Genomic DNA, 15,358 nt, shown 5'->3' with positions numbered 1-15,358 from the left:
GTGGCTCCCGAACCCGAGGAGATCCCTGACCATGCGATTCCGGCACGCGGACACCATCTGGGCCACGTTTCCCGAACTGGCCTCCGGCGCGCTGTACGCCGACGGCGTCGGCGCCGGTGCGGACACCGGGCCGCGCGCCGCCGAGTACACCGCCCGCGCCCTGACCCGGCTGGCCGGCGCCACCGAGGGTGAGTTCCCCGAGGTGCTGGCCTGGCGGCGGACGTTCAGCCGGACGGGGCTCAAGCCGACGCAGTACCGGTGCGCCTCGGAGTCGCTGCTGCGGCGGCTGCGGAAGGAGGGCACGCTGCCGCGCATCCATCCGCTGGTCGATCTGTGCAACGCGCTGTCCGTGGCGTACGCGGTCCCGGTGGCGGTCCTCGATGTCGACCGGATCACCGGGCCGCTGCTGGAGGTGCGGCCCGCCGGCGGCGACGAGACGTACACGGCGTTCGGCGGGGGCGTCGAGCATCCCGCGCCCGGCGAGGTGACCTTCGTCGACTCCGCCGGACGCGCGCACGCCCGGCGCTGGACCCACCGGCAGAGCGGCCACTCGGCGGTCGGCGACCACACCCGCCGGGTGCTGGTGGTGGCGGAGGCCATGCACGACGGCGGCGCGGAGATCGTGCCCGAGCTGCTGAAGACGGCCGAGGCGGAGGTGGCGGCCCACTGGGGGGTCGGCACGCAGACGGCCGTGCTCACCCGGGCCGCGCCGGACTTCGTCTTCGGCGGCTGAAGCAGGCGCATGACAGCATGAGAACGGTGGACGAGGAGCGAGGGGTGCCGGTCGGCGCGGGCGAACTCCCGGGCAGCGGCTCGGACTTCCTGCAGCTGGCGGCCGCTGATGTGCCCGCCGGCGGGAAGGCCGAGTGGCTGGCCGCACGGCTGCGGCAGGCGATAGCGGACGGCCGCCTGGCGGTGGGCAGCAGGCTCCCGCCCACCCGGGTGCTGGCCACGGAACTGCATGTGTCCCGAGGGGTGATCACCGAGGCCTACCGCCGGCTCGCCGAGGACGGCCACCTGGAGGGCCGCCGCCGCGGGGGCACGGTGGTGGTGGCGGCACCGTTCGCCGCGGCACGGGGCGTCCGCGGGGGCGGGGGTCCGGGACGCGAGGAGTCGCGGAAGGCCCCTGCGGATGCGGCACTCGGCAGCCCCCTCCCCAGGACATCGCCGCCGTCAGGCGCGTCCGGCACCCAGTCGCCCGGCCGGTCAGAAGCATGCGGCACCGTGCCATCCGCCCCGTTCAGGACCACGCCCCACCCCACACCGGGGACACCCCCCTCCCGCGCCCCCGGTAGGCCACCCTCCCCTCGCGCACCCCTCCCCCTGCGCCCTGCCGACGCCTCCACAGGCCCCACCACACCAGCGACCCCCTTCCTCCGGCCCCCGGGTGCCGACGTCTTCGACGCTCTGCGGGAGGCGCCGGCCGCCGTCGATCTCACTCCCGGGCGGCCGGACCTCGCCGCCTTTCCGCGTACCGCCTGGCTGCGCGCCGAGCGTGCCGTGCTCGCGGAGCTGTCCGCCGAGCACCTCGGCTACGGCGACCCCCGTGGCGCTCCCGCGCTGCGGCGGGCCGTGGCCGAGTGGCTCGCGCGGATGCGGGGCGTACGGGTGGAGCCGGACGAGGTGCTGATCGTGGCGGGCACCGCCCAGGCGCTCACGCTGCTGCACCAGGTGCTGCGGGCGGACGGCATCGACGCCGTGGCAGTGGAGGACCCCGGCTCGCTCGGCGGCCGCCAGCATCTGGTCAACGGGGGCCTCGACACCCCGCCGGTGCCGGTCGACGGGGACGGGGTGCGGGTGGACGCGTTGCGCGCGACCGGTGCCCGCGCGGTGCTGCTCACGCCGGCCCATCAGTTCCCGACCGGCGTGGTGACCAGCGGCGAGCGCCGGCGTGAGCTGCTGGGCTGGGCACGGGACGGCGGGCTGATCCTGGAGGACGACTACGACGCGGAGCACCGCTACGACCGGCCGCCGGTCCCCGCGCTGCGGGCGCTGCTGGCCGACCGGGTGTGCTACCTGGGCAGCGTGTCGAAGCTGCTCGCTCCGGCGTTGCGCATCGGCTGGCTGGTGGCCCCGCCCCGGTATCGCCGGGGCCTGGTCGACGCCAAGCGGTTCAACGACCTGGGCAACGCGGTGCTGCCGCAGCTCGTGCTCGCCCGGCTGATGGAGTCCGGTGGACTCGAGCGGCAACTGCGACTGTTGCGGCGGCGGCACCGCGACCGCCGCGACGCGATGATCGCCGCGCTCGCCGAGCATCTGCCCGGCGGGACCGTGCACGGCGCCGCGGCGGGCCTGCATCTGACGGTCACGTACACCGCGGACGTGCCCGACACCGAGCTCGCGGCCGCCGCGCTGGCCCGGGGCGTGAAGTGCCAACCCCTGTCCTGGCACCGGCAGTTGCCCGGCCCGCCCGGTCTCGTCCTCGGCTACGCGGCCACCGCGCCGGGAGTCATCGCCGAGGGCGTGGCGCTGCTCGGCAGGACCCTGCGCGAACTGTCCTGACGGCTGCTCCTGGCGGTGCGCCTGAGCAGCATCAACCGCTGCGCCGATCAGCCGACTTGGCGAGCGAACGCGTCGTACGCCCGCTCGTCGAACAGGACGAAGCGCACCTCTTCGACGGCTGTCGGTGTGTTCCGCACGGTCTCCACGGCGATCCGTGCCGCGTCCTCCATCGGCCACCGGTACACGCCCGTGGAGACGGCCGGGAACGCGACCGTGCGGGCGCCGAGTTCGTCGGCGGCCCTCAGGGACTCGCGGTAGCAGGAGGCGAGCAGCTCGGAGCGGTCCTCGCGCTCGCTGTACACCGGGCCCACCGTGTGGATGACCCAGCGGGCGTCGAGTTCACCCGCCGTCGTGGCAACCGCCTGGCCGGTGGGCAGGCCCTTGCCGTACCGGGAGGCGCGCAGGGCGCGGCACTCTTCCAGGATGGCGGGGCCGCCGCGCCGGTGGATCGCGCCGTCGACTCCTCCGCCGCCGAGGAGGGAGGAGTTGGCCGCGTTGACGATCGCGTCGGCGCTCTCCCGGGTGATGTCGCCCTGGACCAGGGTGATGGTGGTCATGTCTGCCTCAGTCTTCGCCATACAGCCTTGGCCGCGTTGTGCCCCGACATGCCGTGCACGCCGGGTCCCGGCGGGGTGGCCGAGGAGCAGATGAAGACGGCCGGATGGGGGGTGTGGTAGGGGAACAGGGACAGTCTGGGGCGCAGCAGCAGCTGGAGTCCGGACGCCGCGCCGCAGGCGATGTCGCCGCCGACGTAGTTGGCGTTGTGGGCGGCCAGTTCGGCGGGGCCGGCGACGGCGCGGGCGAGCACGCGGTCGCGGAAACCGGGGGCGAAGCGCTCCAGTTGGCGTTCCATGGCGTCGGTGAGGTCGCCGGACCAGCCGTTCGGGACATGGCCGTACGCCCAGAAGACCTGCTTGCCCCGGGGGGCGCGGGTCGGGTCGACGATGCTGGGCTGCACGGTGATCAGGAACGGCCGGCCGGGAGCGCGGCCCTCGCGGGAGGCGGAGCGCAGGGCGGTGGAGATCTCGCCCTTGCTGGCGCCGATCTGGACGGTCGTGGCGGTACGGGCCTCGGGCGCGGTCCAGGGCACGGGGCCGTCCAGCGCATAGTCGATCTTGAAGACGCCCGGGCCGTAGCGGTAGTGCGCGTAGTGGTCGCCGAAGCCGGCGATGCGGGCCAGCGCGGTGGGCGAGGTGTCGAAGATGTACGCCCGCGCGGGGGGCAGGTCGTCCAGGCGCTTGACCTCGTAGTCGGTGTGCACGGCGCCGCCGAGGTCCTTCAGGTAGGCGGCGAGGGCGTCGGAGATGGCCTGGGAGCCGCCGCGGGGCACCGGCCAGCCGCGGGCGTGCGCGGACAGGGCGAAGACCAGGCCGATGGCGCCGGTGGCCAGGCCGCTGAGCGGCGCGATCACATGGGCGACCAGGCCGGCGAAGAGGGCCTTGGCCCGCTCGTCCTTGAAGCGGCGCAGCAGCCAGGTGGACGGCGGCAGCCCGGCCAGGCCGAAGCGGGCCAGGGTGACGGGATCGCGCGGGAGCGCGGTCAGCGGCAGGGACATGAAGTCCCGTACGAGGGTGTCCCAGTGGGCGAGGAACGGCTCGACCAGTCTGCGGTACGCGCCCGCGTCCCGGGGTCCGAAGGAGGCGGCCGTCTCGGCCACCGAGCGGGACAGCACGGCCGCGGTGCCGTCGGGGAAGGGATGCGCCATCGGCAGCTCGGAGTGCAGCCACTGAAGGCCGTAGCGGTCGAGGGGCAGGGCGCGGAACGCCGGTGAGTTGATGCCCAGCGGGTGGGCGGCCGAGCACGGGTCGTGCCGGAAGCCGGGCAGGGTCAGTTCCTCGGTGCGGGCGCCGCCGCCCACGGTGGATTTCGCCTCGAACAGCGCGACGGAGAAGCCGCGGCGGGCCAGCTCCACGGCAGCGGTCAGTCCGTTCGGCCCCGCACCCACCACGACCGCATCGAGCATCGACGGCACCTTCGGACCCCTTCGTCAGCCGATGGCCACTCGGGGTCAGGATATGCCGGAGGACTGACATTCCCTCGGGCCGGGTGGCCGGGCGGACCGGCGGACGCGGCCCGGCGGGACGCCGCCGGTCGGATTCAGGCCACCGTGCGCAGCAGGTCGGCCACCCGGCGGGCGGTCGCGGTGTCCCGGGCCGCGGTGAAGGGCAGGGTGTTACCGCCGGTCACACGGAACGGTTCGCCGGCGCGGGTGAGATGCGTGCCGCCCGCCTCCTCGACGAGGAGCAGCCCGGCCGCGTGGTCCCAGGCCGCCTCCCAGGAGAACGCGACGGCGTCCAACTCGCCCCGGGCTACGGCGAGATACTCCAGTCCCGCCGAACCGCAGGGGCGGGGAGCGATGCCGTCGGTCCACAGGGCGCGCAGCGCGCGCTTCTGCTCGTCGGTGGTGTAGTCCGGGTGGGACGTGGCGACGACGAGGTCCCGGCCGGGCGCGGGCGGGCCCGCGAACAGCCGCTCGCCGTCGAGGAAGGCGCCCTGACCGCGCACCGCGGTGGCGAGCTGGTCACGCGCCGCGGCGTAGGTCCAGGAGGCGAGGACGGCGCCCCGGTGGGCGAGGGCGACCAGGGTGCAGAAGCCGTCGTCGCCGTGCACGAACTGGCGGGTGCCGTCGACCGGGTCGACGATCCAGACCGGTGCGTCGCCCTGGAGCGCCGCATAGGTCGCCGGGTCGGCGTGCACGGCCTCCTCGCCGACCACGACCGAGCCGGGAAGCAGGGCGCCGAGGTCCTGGGTGAGCCGCAGCTCGGCGAGCCGGTCGGCGTCCGTCACCAGGTCGTGCGGGCCGCTCTTCTGGTCCACCTCGTGCTCGGCGAGGCGGCGGAAGCGGGGCAGGATCTCGGCCGCGGCGGCCTTGCGGACCGCTTCCTCCACATCGGCCGAGCAGCGGGCGAGAAACTCTTCGATGGTTTCCGTCATTGCTTCGATCATGCCCCCCATGAGAGCACGTCCCTCTGACAATCCCCGCCCGCCCGGTGCACAGCGGGTGGAATCGGGATGAAGAACAGGTGCCGGTGATCAGTCAGCGGCCGACGGCGTATCCCTGCATCCCGCGGGCGTTCGCCGCCGCCGAGAGCACGCCGGTCTCCGGGTCCCGGGCCACCGCGCACAGGCGCCCCTCGGACCAGGCGGGGCCGACGGTGACGTCGTGGCCGCGCCGCCGCAACTCCTCGATCACGTCCGCGTCCATGCGGGACTCCACGGTCACACTGCCGGGGCGGCGGCCGCGCGGATAGAAGGAGCTGGGGAAGCTGTCGTTGTGCCAGTTCGGGGCGTCGACCGCGCCCTGGAGGTCGAGGCCGCCACGGACCGGGGCGCGCAGGGCGGCGGCGAGGAAGAAGTGCAGCTGCCACTGGTCCTGCTGGTCGCCGCCGGGCGTGCCGAACGCCAGGACCGGCACGCCGTCCCGCAGCGCGAGGGACGGGGTGAGCGTGGTGCGCGGGCGGCGGCCCGGGGTGAGGGAATTCGGCAGACCCTCCTCCAGCCAGGTCATCTGCAGACGCGTGCCGAGCGGGAAGCCCAGCTCGGGCACGACCGGGTTGGACTGCAGCCAGCCGCCGCTGGGCGTGGCGGCGATCATGTTGCCCCAGCGGTCGACGACGTCCAGGTGGCAGGTGTCGCCGCGGGTCGTGCCGTCCGCGGCCACCTGTGGGTCGCCGGGGAACTGCGCCACCGTCGGCTCACCGGCGCCCATCGGGTCGAAGCCGCAGTCCTCGCCGGTCTCCACGCGCGCGTAGGCCTGCGCCGGCAGCCGCGGGGTGCGCCCGCCGGGGCTGCCGGGCCGCAGCTCGAAGGAGGCCTGTGCGCCGACCAGGGCCCGCCGCCCGGCGTTGTAGCCGTCCGACAGCAGCTCGGCGACCGGCACCTCGGCCGCGTCCCCGTACCAGGCCTCGCGGTCGGCCATGGCGAGCTTGCAGCCCTCGATCAGCAGGTGGACGTACGCGGCGGAGCCGTAGGCGGGCAGCTCGGGCGGGAGCAGGGCGAGCTGCTGCAGGAGGGCGGGGCCCTGGCTCCAGGGGCCGGCCTTGCACACGGTCCAGCCGTTCCAGTCGTAGGTCACCGGGGTCTCGTAGGTGGCCGACCAGCCGGCGAGGTCGGCCTCGGTGAGCGTGCCGGTGTGCCGTGCGCCGCTGGTGTCCATGGTGGGTCGCCGGGACTGCCGCACCAGCGCCTCGGCGATGAACCCGGAGCGCCACACCTCGCGGGCCGCGTCGATCCGGGCCTCCCGGTCGCCGCTGCGCGCGGTCTCGGCCAGCAGCCGCTTCCAGGTGGCGGCGAGGGCGGGGTTGCGGAAGAGCGCACCGGGCCGGGGCGCCCGGCCGCCGGGCAGGTACACCTCGGCCGACGAGGTCCACTCGGTCGCGAACAGCTCCCGTACGGTCGCCACGGTCGCGCCGAGCTTCTCCACGGGCGCGTGCCCGTGCTCGGCGTATCCGATGGCGTACTTCAGCACGTCCTCCACGGACTTGGTGCCGTGGTCGCGCAGAAGCAGCAGCCAGGCGTCGAAGGCGCCGGGCACGGCGGCCGCGAGCGGTCCGGTGCCGGGTACGAGGTCCAGTCCGAGCCCGCGGTAGTGGGCGACGGTGGCACCGGCCGGGGCGACCCCCTGTCCGCACAGCACCTGCACCTCACCGCCCGCCGGGGCGAGCAGGATCGGTACCTCGCCCGCGGGCCCGTTGAGGTGCGGCTCCACCACGTGCAGCACGAACGCGCCCGCCACGGCGGCGTCGAAGGCGTTGCCGCCGTCCTCCAGGACCGCCATCGCCGACTGGGAGGCCAGCCAGTGGGTGGAGGACACCATGCCGAAGGTGCCCTGGAGGGTGGGCCGGGTGGTGAACACGACGGACGCCTCCTCGGTCCGGGTACCTCGTCCGGGTGATCGTACGGGCGTGATCACGGTCCGGGGAACACGGCGACGACCTGCGCCGTTGATCTCGTGCGAGGGCGGCGGGAACGGAGGCCCAGGCAGTGCACGGTGAGTACAAGGTGCCCGGCGGCAAGCTCGTCGTCGTGGACGTGGACGTCGAGGACGGCGTGCTGCGGCACGTGCGCGTGTCGGGCGACTTCTTCCTGGAGCCGGACGAGGCGCTGGACGCGGTGAACCGTGCGCTGGAGGGCGCCCCGGCGGACACCGACGCGGCGGGCCTGGCCGCGCGGATCGAGGCGGCGCTGCCCGCGGGGGCGGTGATGTACGGCCTCACGCCGGAGGGCGTGGGGATCGCGGTGCGGCGGGCCCTCGCACACGCCACGGACTGGACCGACTACGACTGGCAGCTGATCCACGAGGGCCCCCAGCCGCCCGCGCTGCACATGGCGCTGGACGAGGTGCTGACCGCCGAGGTCGCCGCGGGCCGGCGGCCGCCGACGCTGCGGGTGTGGGAGTGGGGCGCCCCGGCGGTGATCATCGGCAGCTTCCAGTCGCTGCGCAACGAGGTGGACCCGGAGGGCGCCGCGCTGCACGGCATCGAGGTGGTGCGACGGATCTCCGGCGGTGGCGCGATGTTCGTGGAGCCCGGCAACACGATCACCTACTCGCTCTCGGTGCCCGAGTCCCTCGTTCACGGCCTGTCCTTCCAGGACAGCTATGCGTATCTGGACGACTGGGTGCTGGGCGCCCTCGGTGAGATGGGCATCCGGGCCTGGTACCAGCCGCTGAACGACATCGCGACCGACCAGGGCAAGATCGCGGGCGCGGCGCAGAAGCGGATCGTCGGATCCGGCGGGGGCCCGGGCGCCGTACTGCACCACGTGACCATGTCGTACGACATAGACGCCGACAAAATGGTCCAGGTGCTGCGCATCGGGCGGGAGAAGCTCTCCGACAAGGGGACGAGGTCCGCGAAGAAGCGGGTCGATCCGCTGCGGCGGCAGACCGGCCTGCCGCGTGCGGCGGTCATCGACCGGATGATCGAGTCGTTCCGCGCGCGGTACGGCCTGGCGCCGGGCAAGATCACGGACGGGGAGCTGGCGCGCGCGGAGGAGCTGGCGCGGACCAAGTTCACGACGGCGGAGTGGACCGCCCGGGTCCCCTGACCACCCCGCCGGCCGGACGCCGTGGTTCAGCAACAGGTCAAGCGCTGTCATGCCGTCGGCCAAGCCGGTGTATGGGTTCCGTGTACGGCCGACGCCAGGTCACAACATGGCTGGATTTGCCCTCTTGCCCGCTGGCTAACGTGGTCGAGCCCGATCGGCCACGCACGCACGGGGAAGAGGTGACGGCGATGGGGGCGCCGATACGTTCACGACTGCTCGATTTCGCTGAGCCGGATCCGCCCGGGACGGACCTTCCGCAGCAGGTTCCGCCGTCGCTCCGCTCGGCGCTGCGGGACCTCGTGGAGGCCGCGCCGCCCCCGCGCACGGCCACGGACGACCGGCCCGGCCCGAAGCCCGGGCTGCCCGCGTACCACACTCCGGTGTGCGTGCCGGCACATCCGCGGTCCGTCACCGGCACCGGCTCGGACGGCCGCCCCGCGCGTGTGCCCTTCATCGTCCTCGAACTCTTCCAGCACCCCGCACACGGCACCGTGGCGTTCGCGTTCACCTCGCCGGCCAGGCTGGTGCAGGCCCTCGGCGCGTCCCAGCCGTGGGTCGCCGCCTCCCTCGGCCCGCTGGCCGAGGGCGTGCGCGAGCAGGGTGTCACTGTCCTGCTGGACCCCCGGGTCGCGCCCGGGGAAGCCAACTGGCGGCCTGCCGACCTGGCCGCCTACGCACGGGAGGTGCGGCGGTGAGCGACTTCAAGGCGGTCTACGACGACCTCGCCGCCATGGCGAAGACCTTCCACGAGCAGGCCGGCGACTACCGCAAGCTGCACCCCGACGTGGCACCGCCCGTCGTCAGCGGCGGCGACCCCGGCCTGGACTCGGCCATCAAGGAGGTCGCGGACCTCATCATCGCGCTGCACACCGGCATGGCCGACCGGCTCGACGACCACGGGGACAAGGTCGCGTACGCGCGGGACTCGTTCCACCGGCACGACGTGGACGTCCATGGCGTCTTCGAAGACCTGATCAAGTGAGAGCCGATGAGTGACAGCTGGGTCGGCGGCGACATCGGCGGTCTGCGCACGATGGCCGAGACGTACAAGAACGCCAAGGACAAACTCGACGACGTGGTCAAGCCGCTCAGCAGCGCCGTCGACAAACTGGTCGGCGACGCCGGCTGGAAGGGCGAGGCGGCCGAGAGCTTTCGCGGCAAGTGGAGCGAGGACGCGCTGGCCGCCGGCGGCTTCGCCGAACTGGTGCACGCGGCGGGCGAGATCCTCGAGACCCTCGCGAGCGCGCTGTCCACGTGCGAGTCATCCCTGCAGAACGCACAGCACGTCGCGGCCGGCAAGGGCGTGTCGACGGACGCCAAGGGCGCGCCGCTGCCGGTCATGACGGCGAATCCGCCGAGCGCGGACGATCAGAAGACCATCTCGGCGATGAACGAGTACGCCACGGCGCGCAACGAGATCCTGCACACCGCGCAGCATGCGCGGCTGGTGGCGGCGAAGGACCTGCAGGGGCTGTACGACAAGGTGACGTCGAAGGACGACCCGGTGTCACCGGGAGACAAGGTCACCCTCTACGACGCGCTGCGCGGTCTGTACGCGTACGACGCCGAGGACGCCCGCGCCGGGGGCATCGAGGCCCGCAAGCACCTCGACGCGGCCAAGGCCGAGGCACAGGCCGCCAAGAAGGAACTCCGCGCGGAGCGCAACGCGTTCCAGAAGGCGGGCAGGGCACTGCCCAAGGACCTGCCCGCCAAGAGCGCCTACCGCGACGCGGTCACCAAGGTGGACTCGCTGGAGCAGGACATCGCCCGCGCCGACCGCGGCAGCACCGCGTTGCCCTACGACCGTGCCCTGAACGTCAAGCTGGTGGACGCCGCGGACGCGCTGCGCATGGGCAAGGGGCTGGAAGCGCTGCCGGACGTCCTGAAGGAGATTCCGGTGCTGGACGTCGCCGCGGCGGCGACCTGCGGTCTGATCGAGGCGAAGGACGACCACGACAAGGGCTGGTCCTGGCAGCATTCCGTCACCGTCGACGTCGGGGCAGCCGTCGGCGGCCTGGCCGTCGGTGCGGCCGTCACGGCGGCGCTGCCCGTCGAGGGTGCGGTCGCGGTCGCCGCGGTCGGTGTCGGCTCGGTGATCGTCGCGACCTCGGTCATCGACCACGCCTTCCACGAGCACTGGAGCGAGGACATCCACGACCACGGGGTGGTCGGGGGCGTGCTGACCGGGGCCGGGCATGTCGCCACGGGGACGGTCGATGACGGAAAGCGACTGGCGAAGGATGTCTGGCATGGCGTCACGAGCATCTTCTGAGGCCCCGGCGCCCGGTTTCTCCGTGCCCATTCCGGCCCTGCCGAAGCTGGGCAGGACCTGGTACGAGCGCGGCGCACTCTACTGGCTGTCCCGGGCGCGTACGACCGTGTTCATCGTCCTCGTCATGGCCATGTTCTGTCTGTTCGCGGTGGGCCTGTACTCGGGGTTCCGCGAGGTCCTGCCGCCCGCCGCACGTGTCGTGTGGGACAGCTTGCAGGTGGCCGCCTCCGCCGTGGCGCTGGTGTGGGGATGGGTGAAACAGCGCCGAGGCCATCGGGAGGCGCTGCTGAATCCGCCCACTCCCGGAGAGACCCTCCAGGCCAAACGCGACCACAACAGGCGCGTCCCGGGCCGGATCGCCATGGGCCGCGGGCTGGTGCTGCTCGCCGCTCCGGTCATGCCGGCGTTCGCCGCGTACATCGTCGGCTGGTTCGCCGCCTGGCTGACCGTCCGGGAATACCCCAGCGAAGTCGGCGCCCGCCGCTGGTTGGAGGAGCACAGGTCCGGAGCATGACGACGACCCCAACGCGCGTTGACATCCCCTCCCTGCCGGGGCTCGGCACCACGTGGTACGAGCGCGGTCCGCGCTACTGGCTGCGCCGCGCCCTCGGGGCCACGCTGTGGCTCGCGGTGCTGGCCTTCTGCGTCCGCATCGCGCTCGTCCTCTACGGAAGCTTCCGCGGCGCCCTGCCGCCGGCGGTCCGCCCGGTGTGGGACTGGGCGCAGGCGGCGGCGTCCGTCGCGGCCCTGGTGTGGGGCTGGCTGGTGCAGCGCCGGGACCACCGCGGGAAGCTCCTGGATCCGCCTGCCCCCGACGCGTTCCGTGCCGCCAAGCGGGACGAGCGCCGCCGCTCCACCTCTCTGGCCGTGGCCGGTCGTGTCCTCTGGCTGATCGCCGCCCCTGTTCTGCCCGCGCTGGCCGCCTGGGCCGTCGGTTGGTCGGTCGCGGCTTTCACTGTCCGCGAGTACCCCAGCGAGGTCGGCGCGCGCCGTCGGCTTGAGGTGCAAAAAGGGCAGAGCGGTACGCCGTGAGCGCACCTCCGTGACCGCCCGGGCACACAGCGGAGTTCCTACTTCCGCCCCACAGGGAGTCGTGTGACACTGGCGTCCCATGTCCACCATGCGGACCCTTCCGTAGCCCCTCCCCCACACGAGAAGTGAGCCGTGCGTTCCCTTCCTCTGCCGCTCGCCCTCACCGCGCGGATCTCGCCGGTCGCGGTTCTCGCCTGTGCCGGCTGGGCACTGACGTCCGGCCCGGCCGCGCCGTCGGCGGCCGCCGAGCACCAGACGACCCAGCAGACGTCCACCGGGTCCTCCCCGTCCTCCGCCGACCCGTCGTCCACCGCGGCGGCGAAGGCGTACAGCGCCGCGCCCTCCCCCTGCACCAGCGTGCCCGCGGCGACCGTCAAGTCCCTGGTGCCGGGGGCGAAGACGACCGGCAAGGAGATCCCCTCGACCGACACCAAGCTGCGCCGCACCTGCTCCTGGAACGCACTGAAGGGGTACGACTACCGCTGGCTCGACGTGTCCTTCGAGATCAGCGGGTCGGACCAGGAGGCCACACAGGAGTACCAGCAGCGGGTGAAGGAGAAGAGCGGCGGCGGGGACGTGCCCGGGCTCGGGAACAGCGCCTACTCCGTCGTCAACCTCACCACGGAGGACAAGCAGCAGACGCGCGAGGGCGTGGTGATGGTCCGGGTGTCCAACGCCCTGGTGATCGTCACCTACAACGGCAGCAACTTCGACACGAAGAAGGCGCCCGGCACGGACGAGATCAACAAGGGGGCCATCCAGGCGGCGCGGGCCGCGGTGGGGGCGCTCGGGGGCGGGCAGTCGCAGACCGGCTGACCGCCCCCGGACTTCCTTACGCGATGGCCTTCTTGCGGCCGGTCAGCAGCGTGAGGGCCAGGTACAGGACCAGGGACGTGCCGAGGCCCACCGCCCAGCCGTAGTCGGCGAGGGAGGACAGGGCGGGGATGGGGCGGCCGTCGATCAGGGGCTTGAAGCTGGCGCCGCCGATCGCCAGGACACCACCCGCGAGGAAGGCGACGACGGCCCGCCAGTTCCAGCCGCCCGCGTACCAGTAACGGCCGCCGGTGCGGTACAGGTCGGCGAGGTCCAGGCGGGTACGGCGCAGCAGCCAGTAGTCTGCGACGAGGATGCCCGCGACGGTGCCGAGCAGACCGCCGACCAGGCCGAGCCAGGTGAAGATGTAGCCCTGCGGGTCGGAGTACAGCTTCCAGGGGAAGATCAGGACGGCGAGGACCGCGGTGATCAGGGCCCCGGTGCGGAAACTCACCTTCCGCGGCGCCACGTTGGAGAAGTCGAAGGCCGGGGAGACCAGGTTGGCCGCGATGTTCACGGACAGGGTGGCCACCAGGACCGTCACGAGCGCGTAGAGCAGTCCGACCACGTTGTCCGTCTTCGCCGCCAGCTGGACCGGGTCCCAGACCGGCCGGCCGTACACCGCCTGGGAGCCGGAGGTGACCAGGACGGACAGGAACGCGAAGAGCGTCATGGTCGTCGGCAGGCCGAGGGCCTGGCCCCAGGTCTGGGCCTTCTGGCTCCGTCCGTATCGGGTGAAGTCAGGAATGTTCAGGCTCAGAGTGGACCAGAAGCCGATCATGCCCATCAACGAGGGCCAGAAGATCTTCCAGAAGCCCCCGCCCCAGCCGAGCTTGGAGGGCTGGTCGAACAGCGGGCCGACACCGCCGGCCTTGCTGCTCATCCACCACAGCATCACGAACGCGCCGACGAGCACGAAGGGCGCGGCCCAGTTCTCGAAGCGGCGGATGGTGTCCATGCCGCGGTGGATGATCGCGACCTGGAGCACCCAGAAGATGGCGAACGACAGCCACATGGTCCAGGCGTAGCCGCCGATGTGCGCCGCGTTCGACCAGCTGTCGCCGATCAGCTTCCCGGCGAGGAAGTAGATCGCCTCGCCGCCGATCCAGGTCTGGATGCCGAACCAGCCGCAGGCCACCAACGCCCGTACGACAGCGGGCAGGTTGGCGCCGCGGACTCCGAAGGAGGCACGGGCGAAGACCGGGAAGGGAATGCCGTACTTGGGGCCGGCGTGTCCGGTCAGCAGCATCGGCACCAGCACGATCAGGTTGGCGAGGGCGATGGTGAACACCGCCTGCTTCCAGTCCATGCCGACGGCGATCAGCCCGGAGGCCAGCGTCCAGGAGGCCGTGTTGTGGGCCATGCCGACCCACAGCGCGGAGAAGTTGTACGTGGTCCAGGTGCGTCTCTCGACCGGGACCGGAAGCAGGTCCTCGTTGGCGTAGGGACCGCTGGGCGGCGGGGTACCAGGGGCGAGTTCCACGCGCCCGTCGGGGAGGGTGACTTGGCCGGACAAGGGTATGGCCGTGGGAGCGGTGTCGGTCATGGGCTGGCCAATCGGGGTGAGGTGGGTCGGCAGTGGCCGTGCGGGCACCAGCCCCCTCCCCGGGGAGGTGGGGAGGGGAGACCAAGTGGGGCGTGGGGGGTGAACTCGAAGGGGGACTCAGGCGTTGACGGCGGGGATCACCTGCGTGCCGTAGGCGTCGATGGTGGCCTCCTGCGCGTCGTGCATGTCGTACACCGCGAACTGGTCCACGCCCAGGGCGCGGAGCGCGGTCAGCTTCTCGATGTGCTTCTCGGCCGGTCCGATGACACAGAACCGGTCCACGATCTCGTCGGGCACGAACTGGGTGTCCGGGTTGCCGCTGCGCCCGTGGTGGGCGTAGTCGTAGCCCTGCCGTGCCTTGATGTAGTCGGTGAGTGCGTCGGGGACCTGGGCCGAGTGCTCGCCGTACTTGGCGACCAGGTCGGCGACGTGGTTGCCGACCATGCCGCCGAACCAGCGGCACTGCTCACGGGCGTGGGCGAGGGCCTCCGGCGAGTCGTCGGCGGTGACGTACGCGGGGGCCGCCACGCAGATGGTGACCTCGTCGGGGTCGCGTCCGGCGGCCGCCGCCGCGTCCTTCACGGCCTTCACCATGTGCTCGGTCAGGTACAGGTCGGACAGCTGGAGGATGAACCCGTCGGCCTCCTCGCCGGTCATCTTCAGCGCCTTGGGGCCGTACGCGGCCATCCAGACGGGGAGCTGGGCGCCCGGCCTGATCCACGGGAACTTCACGAGCGTGCCGCCGCCGAGGTCGGCGGCCTCGCCCCGGGCGAGGGCCCGGATGACCTTCATCGCCTCGCTGATGCGCGCGAGGGTGTTGGGTTTGCGGCCCGCGACCCGCATCGCGGAGTCGCCGCGGCCGATGCCGCAGACGGTGCGGTTGCCGAACATGTCGTTGAGGGTGGCGAAGGTGGAGGCGGTGACCTCCCAGGTGCGGGTGCCCGGGTTGGTGACCATCGGGCCGACCTTCAGCTTCGAGGTGTTGGCCAGGATCTGGCTGTAGATCACGAACGGCTCCTGCCAGAGCACGGCGGAGTCGAACGTCCAGCCGTATGTGAAACCGTTGCGCTCGGCCCGTTTCATCAGGCTGATGACGCGGGAGGCCGGCGGGTCGGTCTGCAGGACGAGTCCGAAGTCCATGGCGC

General features: G+C 72.7%; 15 protein-coding genes. 9 read left to right on the top strand and 6 right to left on the bottom strand.

Features of this window, described 5'->3' with window-relative positions:
* Positions 1–31: 31 nt before the first annotated feature.
* The gene (locus ACZ418_RS34885) at positions 32–733 is read left to right on the top strand and encodes a B3/B4 domain-containing protein (RefSeq protein ID WP_468371112.1); all 702 of its coding nucleotides are present in this window, start codon (positions 32–34) and stop codon (positions 731–733) included.
* A 26-nt stretch (positions 734–759) separates the two neighbouring features.
* Entirely contained in the window at positions 760–2,502 is a 1,743-nt protein-coding gene (locus ACZ418_RS34880) for an aminotransferase-like domain-containing protein (protein WP_468371111.1), read from the top strand.
* Positions 2,503–2,549: 47 nt separating this feature from the next.
* Here ACZ418_RS34880 and ACZ418_RS34875 read toward each other — a convergent pair whose 3' ends face one another.
* The 4 genes from ACZ418_RS34875 to ACZ418_RS34860 all read right to left on the bottom strand — a co-directional run bounded on the left by ACZ418_RS34875 (position 2,550) and on the right by ACZ418_RS34860 (position 7,357).
* The gene (locus ACZ418_RS34875; protein ID WP_468371110.1) at positions 2,550–3,059 is read right to left on the bottom strand and encodes an O-acetyl-ADP-ribose deacetylase; all 510 of its coding nucleotides are present in this window, start codon (positions 3,057–3,059) and stop codon (positions 2,550–2,552) included.
* Entirely contained in the window at positions 3,056–4,474 is a 1,419-nt protein-coding gene (locus ACZ418_RS34870; protein ID WP_468371109.1) for a phytoene desaturase family protein, read from the bottom strand. Before ACZ418_RS34870 ends, ACZ418_RS34875 begins: the two co-directional genes overlap by 4 nt.
* Before the next feature lie 125 nt (positions 4,475–4,599).
* Complete coding sequence (locus ACZ418_RS34865; RefSeq protein WP_468371108.1) at positions 4,600–5,448, bottom strand: inositol monophosphatase family protein; 849 nt, start codon at positions 5,446–5,448, stop codon at positions 4,600–4,602.
* A gap of 91 nt (positions 5,449–5,539) precedes the next feature.
* Entirely contained in the window at positions 5,540–7,357 is a 1,818-nt protein-coding gene (locus ACZ418_RS34860; protein ID WP_468371106.1) for a gamma-glutamyltransferase family protein, read from the bottom strand.
* A gap of 128 nt (positions 7,358–7,485) precedes the next feature.
* Between ACZ418_RS34860 and ACZ418_RS34855 the strand changes: the two genes are divergently transcribed.
* The 7 genes from ACZ418_RS34855 to ACZ418_RS34825 all read left to right on the top strand — a co-directional run bounded on the left by ACZ418_RS34855 (position 7,486) and on the right by ACZ418_RS34825 (position 12,670).
* On the top strand, positions 7,486–8,550 hold the full coding sequence (locus ACZ418_RS34855; RefSeq protein WP_468371104.1) for a lipoate--protein ligase family protein: 1,065 nt from the start codon (positions 7,486–7,488) through the stop codon (positions 8,548–8,550).
* Between the two features lie 188 nt (positions 8,551–8,738).
* On the top strand, positions 8,739–9,245 hold the full coding sequence (locus ACZ418_RS34850; protein ID WP_468371103.1) for an SAV_915 family protein: 507 nt from the start codon (positions 8,739–8,741) through the stop codon (positions 9,243–9,245).
* Positions 9,242–9,532 (top strand): DUF6317 family protein, encoded by a 291-nt coding sequence (locus ACZ418_RS34845; protein ID WP_468371101.1) that lies wholly within the window; start codon positions 9,242–9,244, stop codon positions 9,530–9,532. The genes ACZ418_RS34850 and ACZ418_RS34845 overlap by 4 nt, the downstream gene beginning before the upstream one ends.
* A gap of 6 nt (positions 9,533–9,538) precedes the next feature.
* Entirely contained in the window at positions 9,539–10,822 is a 1,284-nt protein-coding gene (locus tag ACZ418_RS34840; RefSeq protein WP_468371099.1) for a WXG100 family type VII secretion target, read from the top strand.
* Positions 10,800–11,336, top strand: coding sequence for a hypothetical protein (locus ACZ418_RS34835; protein ID WP_468371098.1), 537 nt, complete (start codon positions 10,800–10,802; stop codon positions 11,334–11,336). Before ACZ418_RS34840 ends, ACZ418_RS34835 begins: the two co-directional genes overlap by 23 nt.
* The gene (locus tag ACZ418_RS34830; protein WP_468371096.1) at positions 11,333–11,854 is read left to right on the top strand and encodes a hypothetical protein; all 522 of its coding nucleotides are present in this window, start codon (positions 11,333–11,335) and stop codon (positions 11,852–11,854) included. Before ACZ418_RS34835 ends, ACZ418_RS34830 begins: the two co-directional genes overlap by 4 nt.
* Before the next feature lie 132 nt (positions 11,855–11,986).
* Positions 11,987–12,670, top strand: a complete 684-nt coding sequence (locus ACZ418_RS34825; protein WP_468371095.1) for a hypothetical protein — start codon at positions 11,987–11,989, stop codon at positions 12,668–12,670.
* A gap of 16 nt (positions 12,671–12,686) precedes the next feature.
* Here the strand turns inward: ACZ418_RS34825 and ACZ418_RS34820 are convergent, their stop codons facing one another.
* The gene (locus ACZ418_RS34820) at positions 12,687–14,213 is read right to left on the bottom strand and encodes an NCS1 family nucleobase:cation symporter-1 (RefSeq protein ID WP_468371094.1); all 1,527 of its coding nucleotides are present in this window, start codon (positions 14,211–14,213) and stop codon (positions 12,687–12,689) included.
* Positions 14,214–14,330: 117 nt separating this feature from the next.
* Complete coding sequence (locus tag ACZ418_RS34815; protein WP_468371092.1) at positions 14,331–15,353, bottom strand: TIGR03842 family LLM class F420-dependent oxidoreductase; 1,023 nt, start codon at positions 15,351–15,353, stop codon at positions 14,331–14,333.
* Positions 15,354–15,358: the final 5 nt, after the last annotated feature.

The organism is Streptomyces sp. NPDC030820 (assembly GCF_055572075.1).
This window is presented reverse-complemented; position numbering and strand designations above follow the sequence as displayed.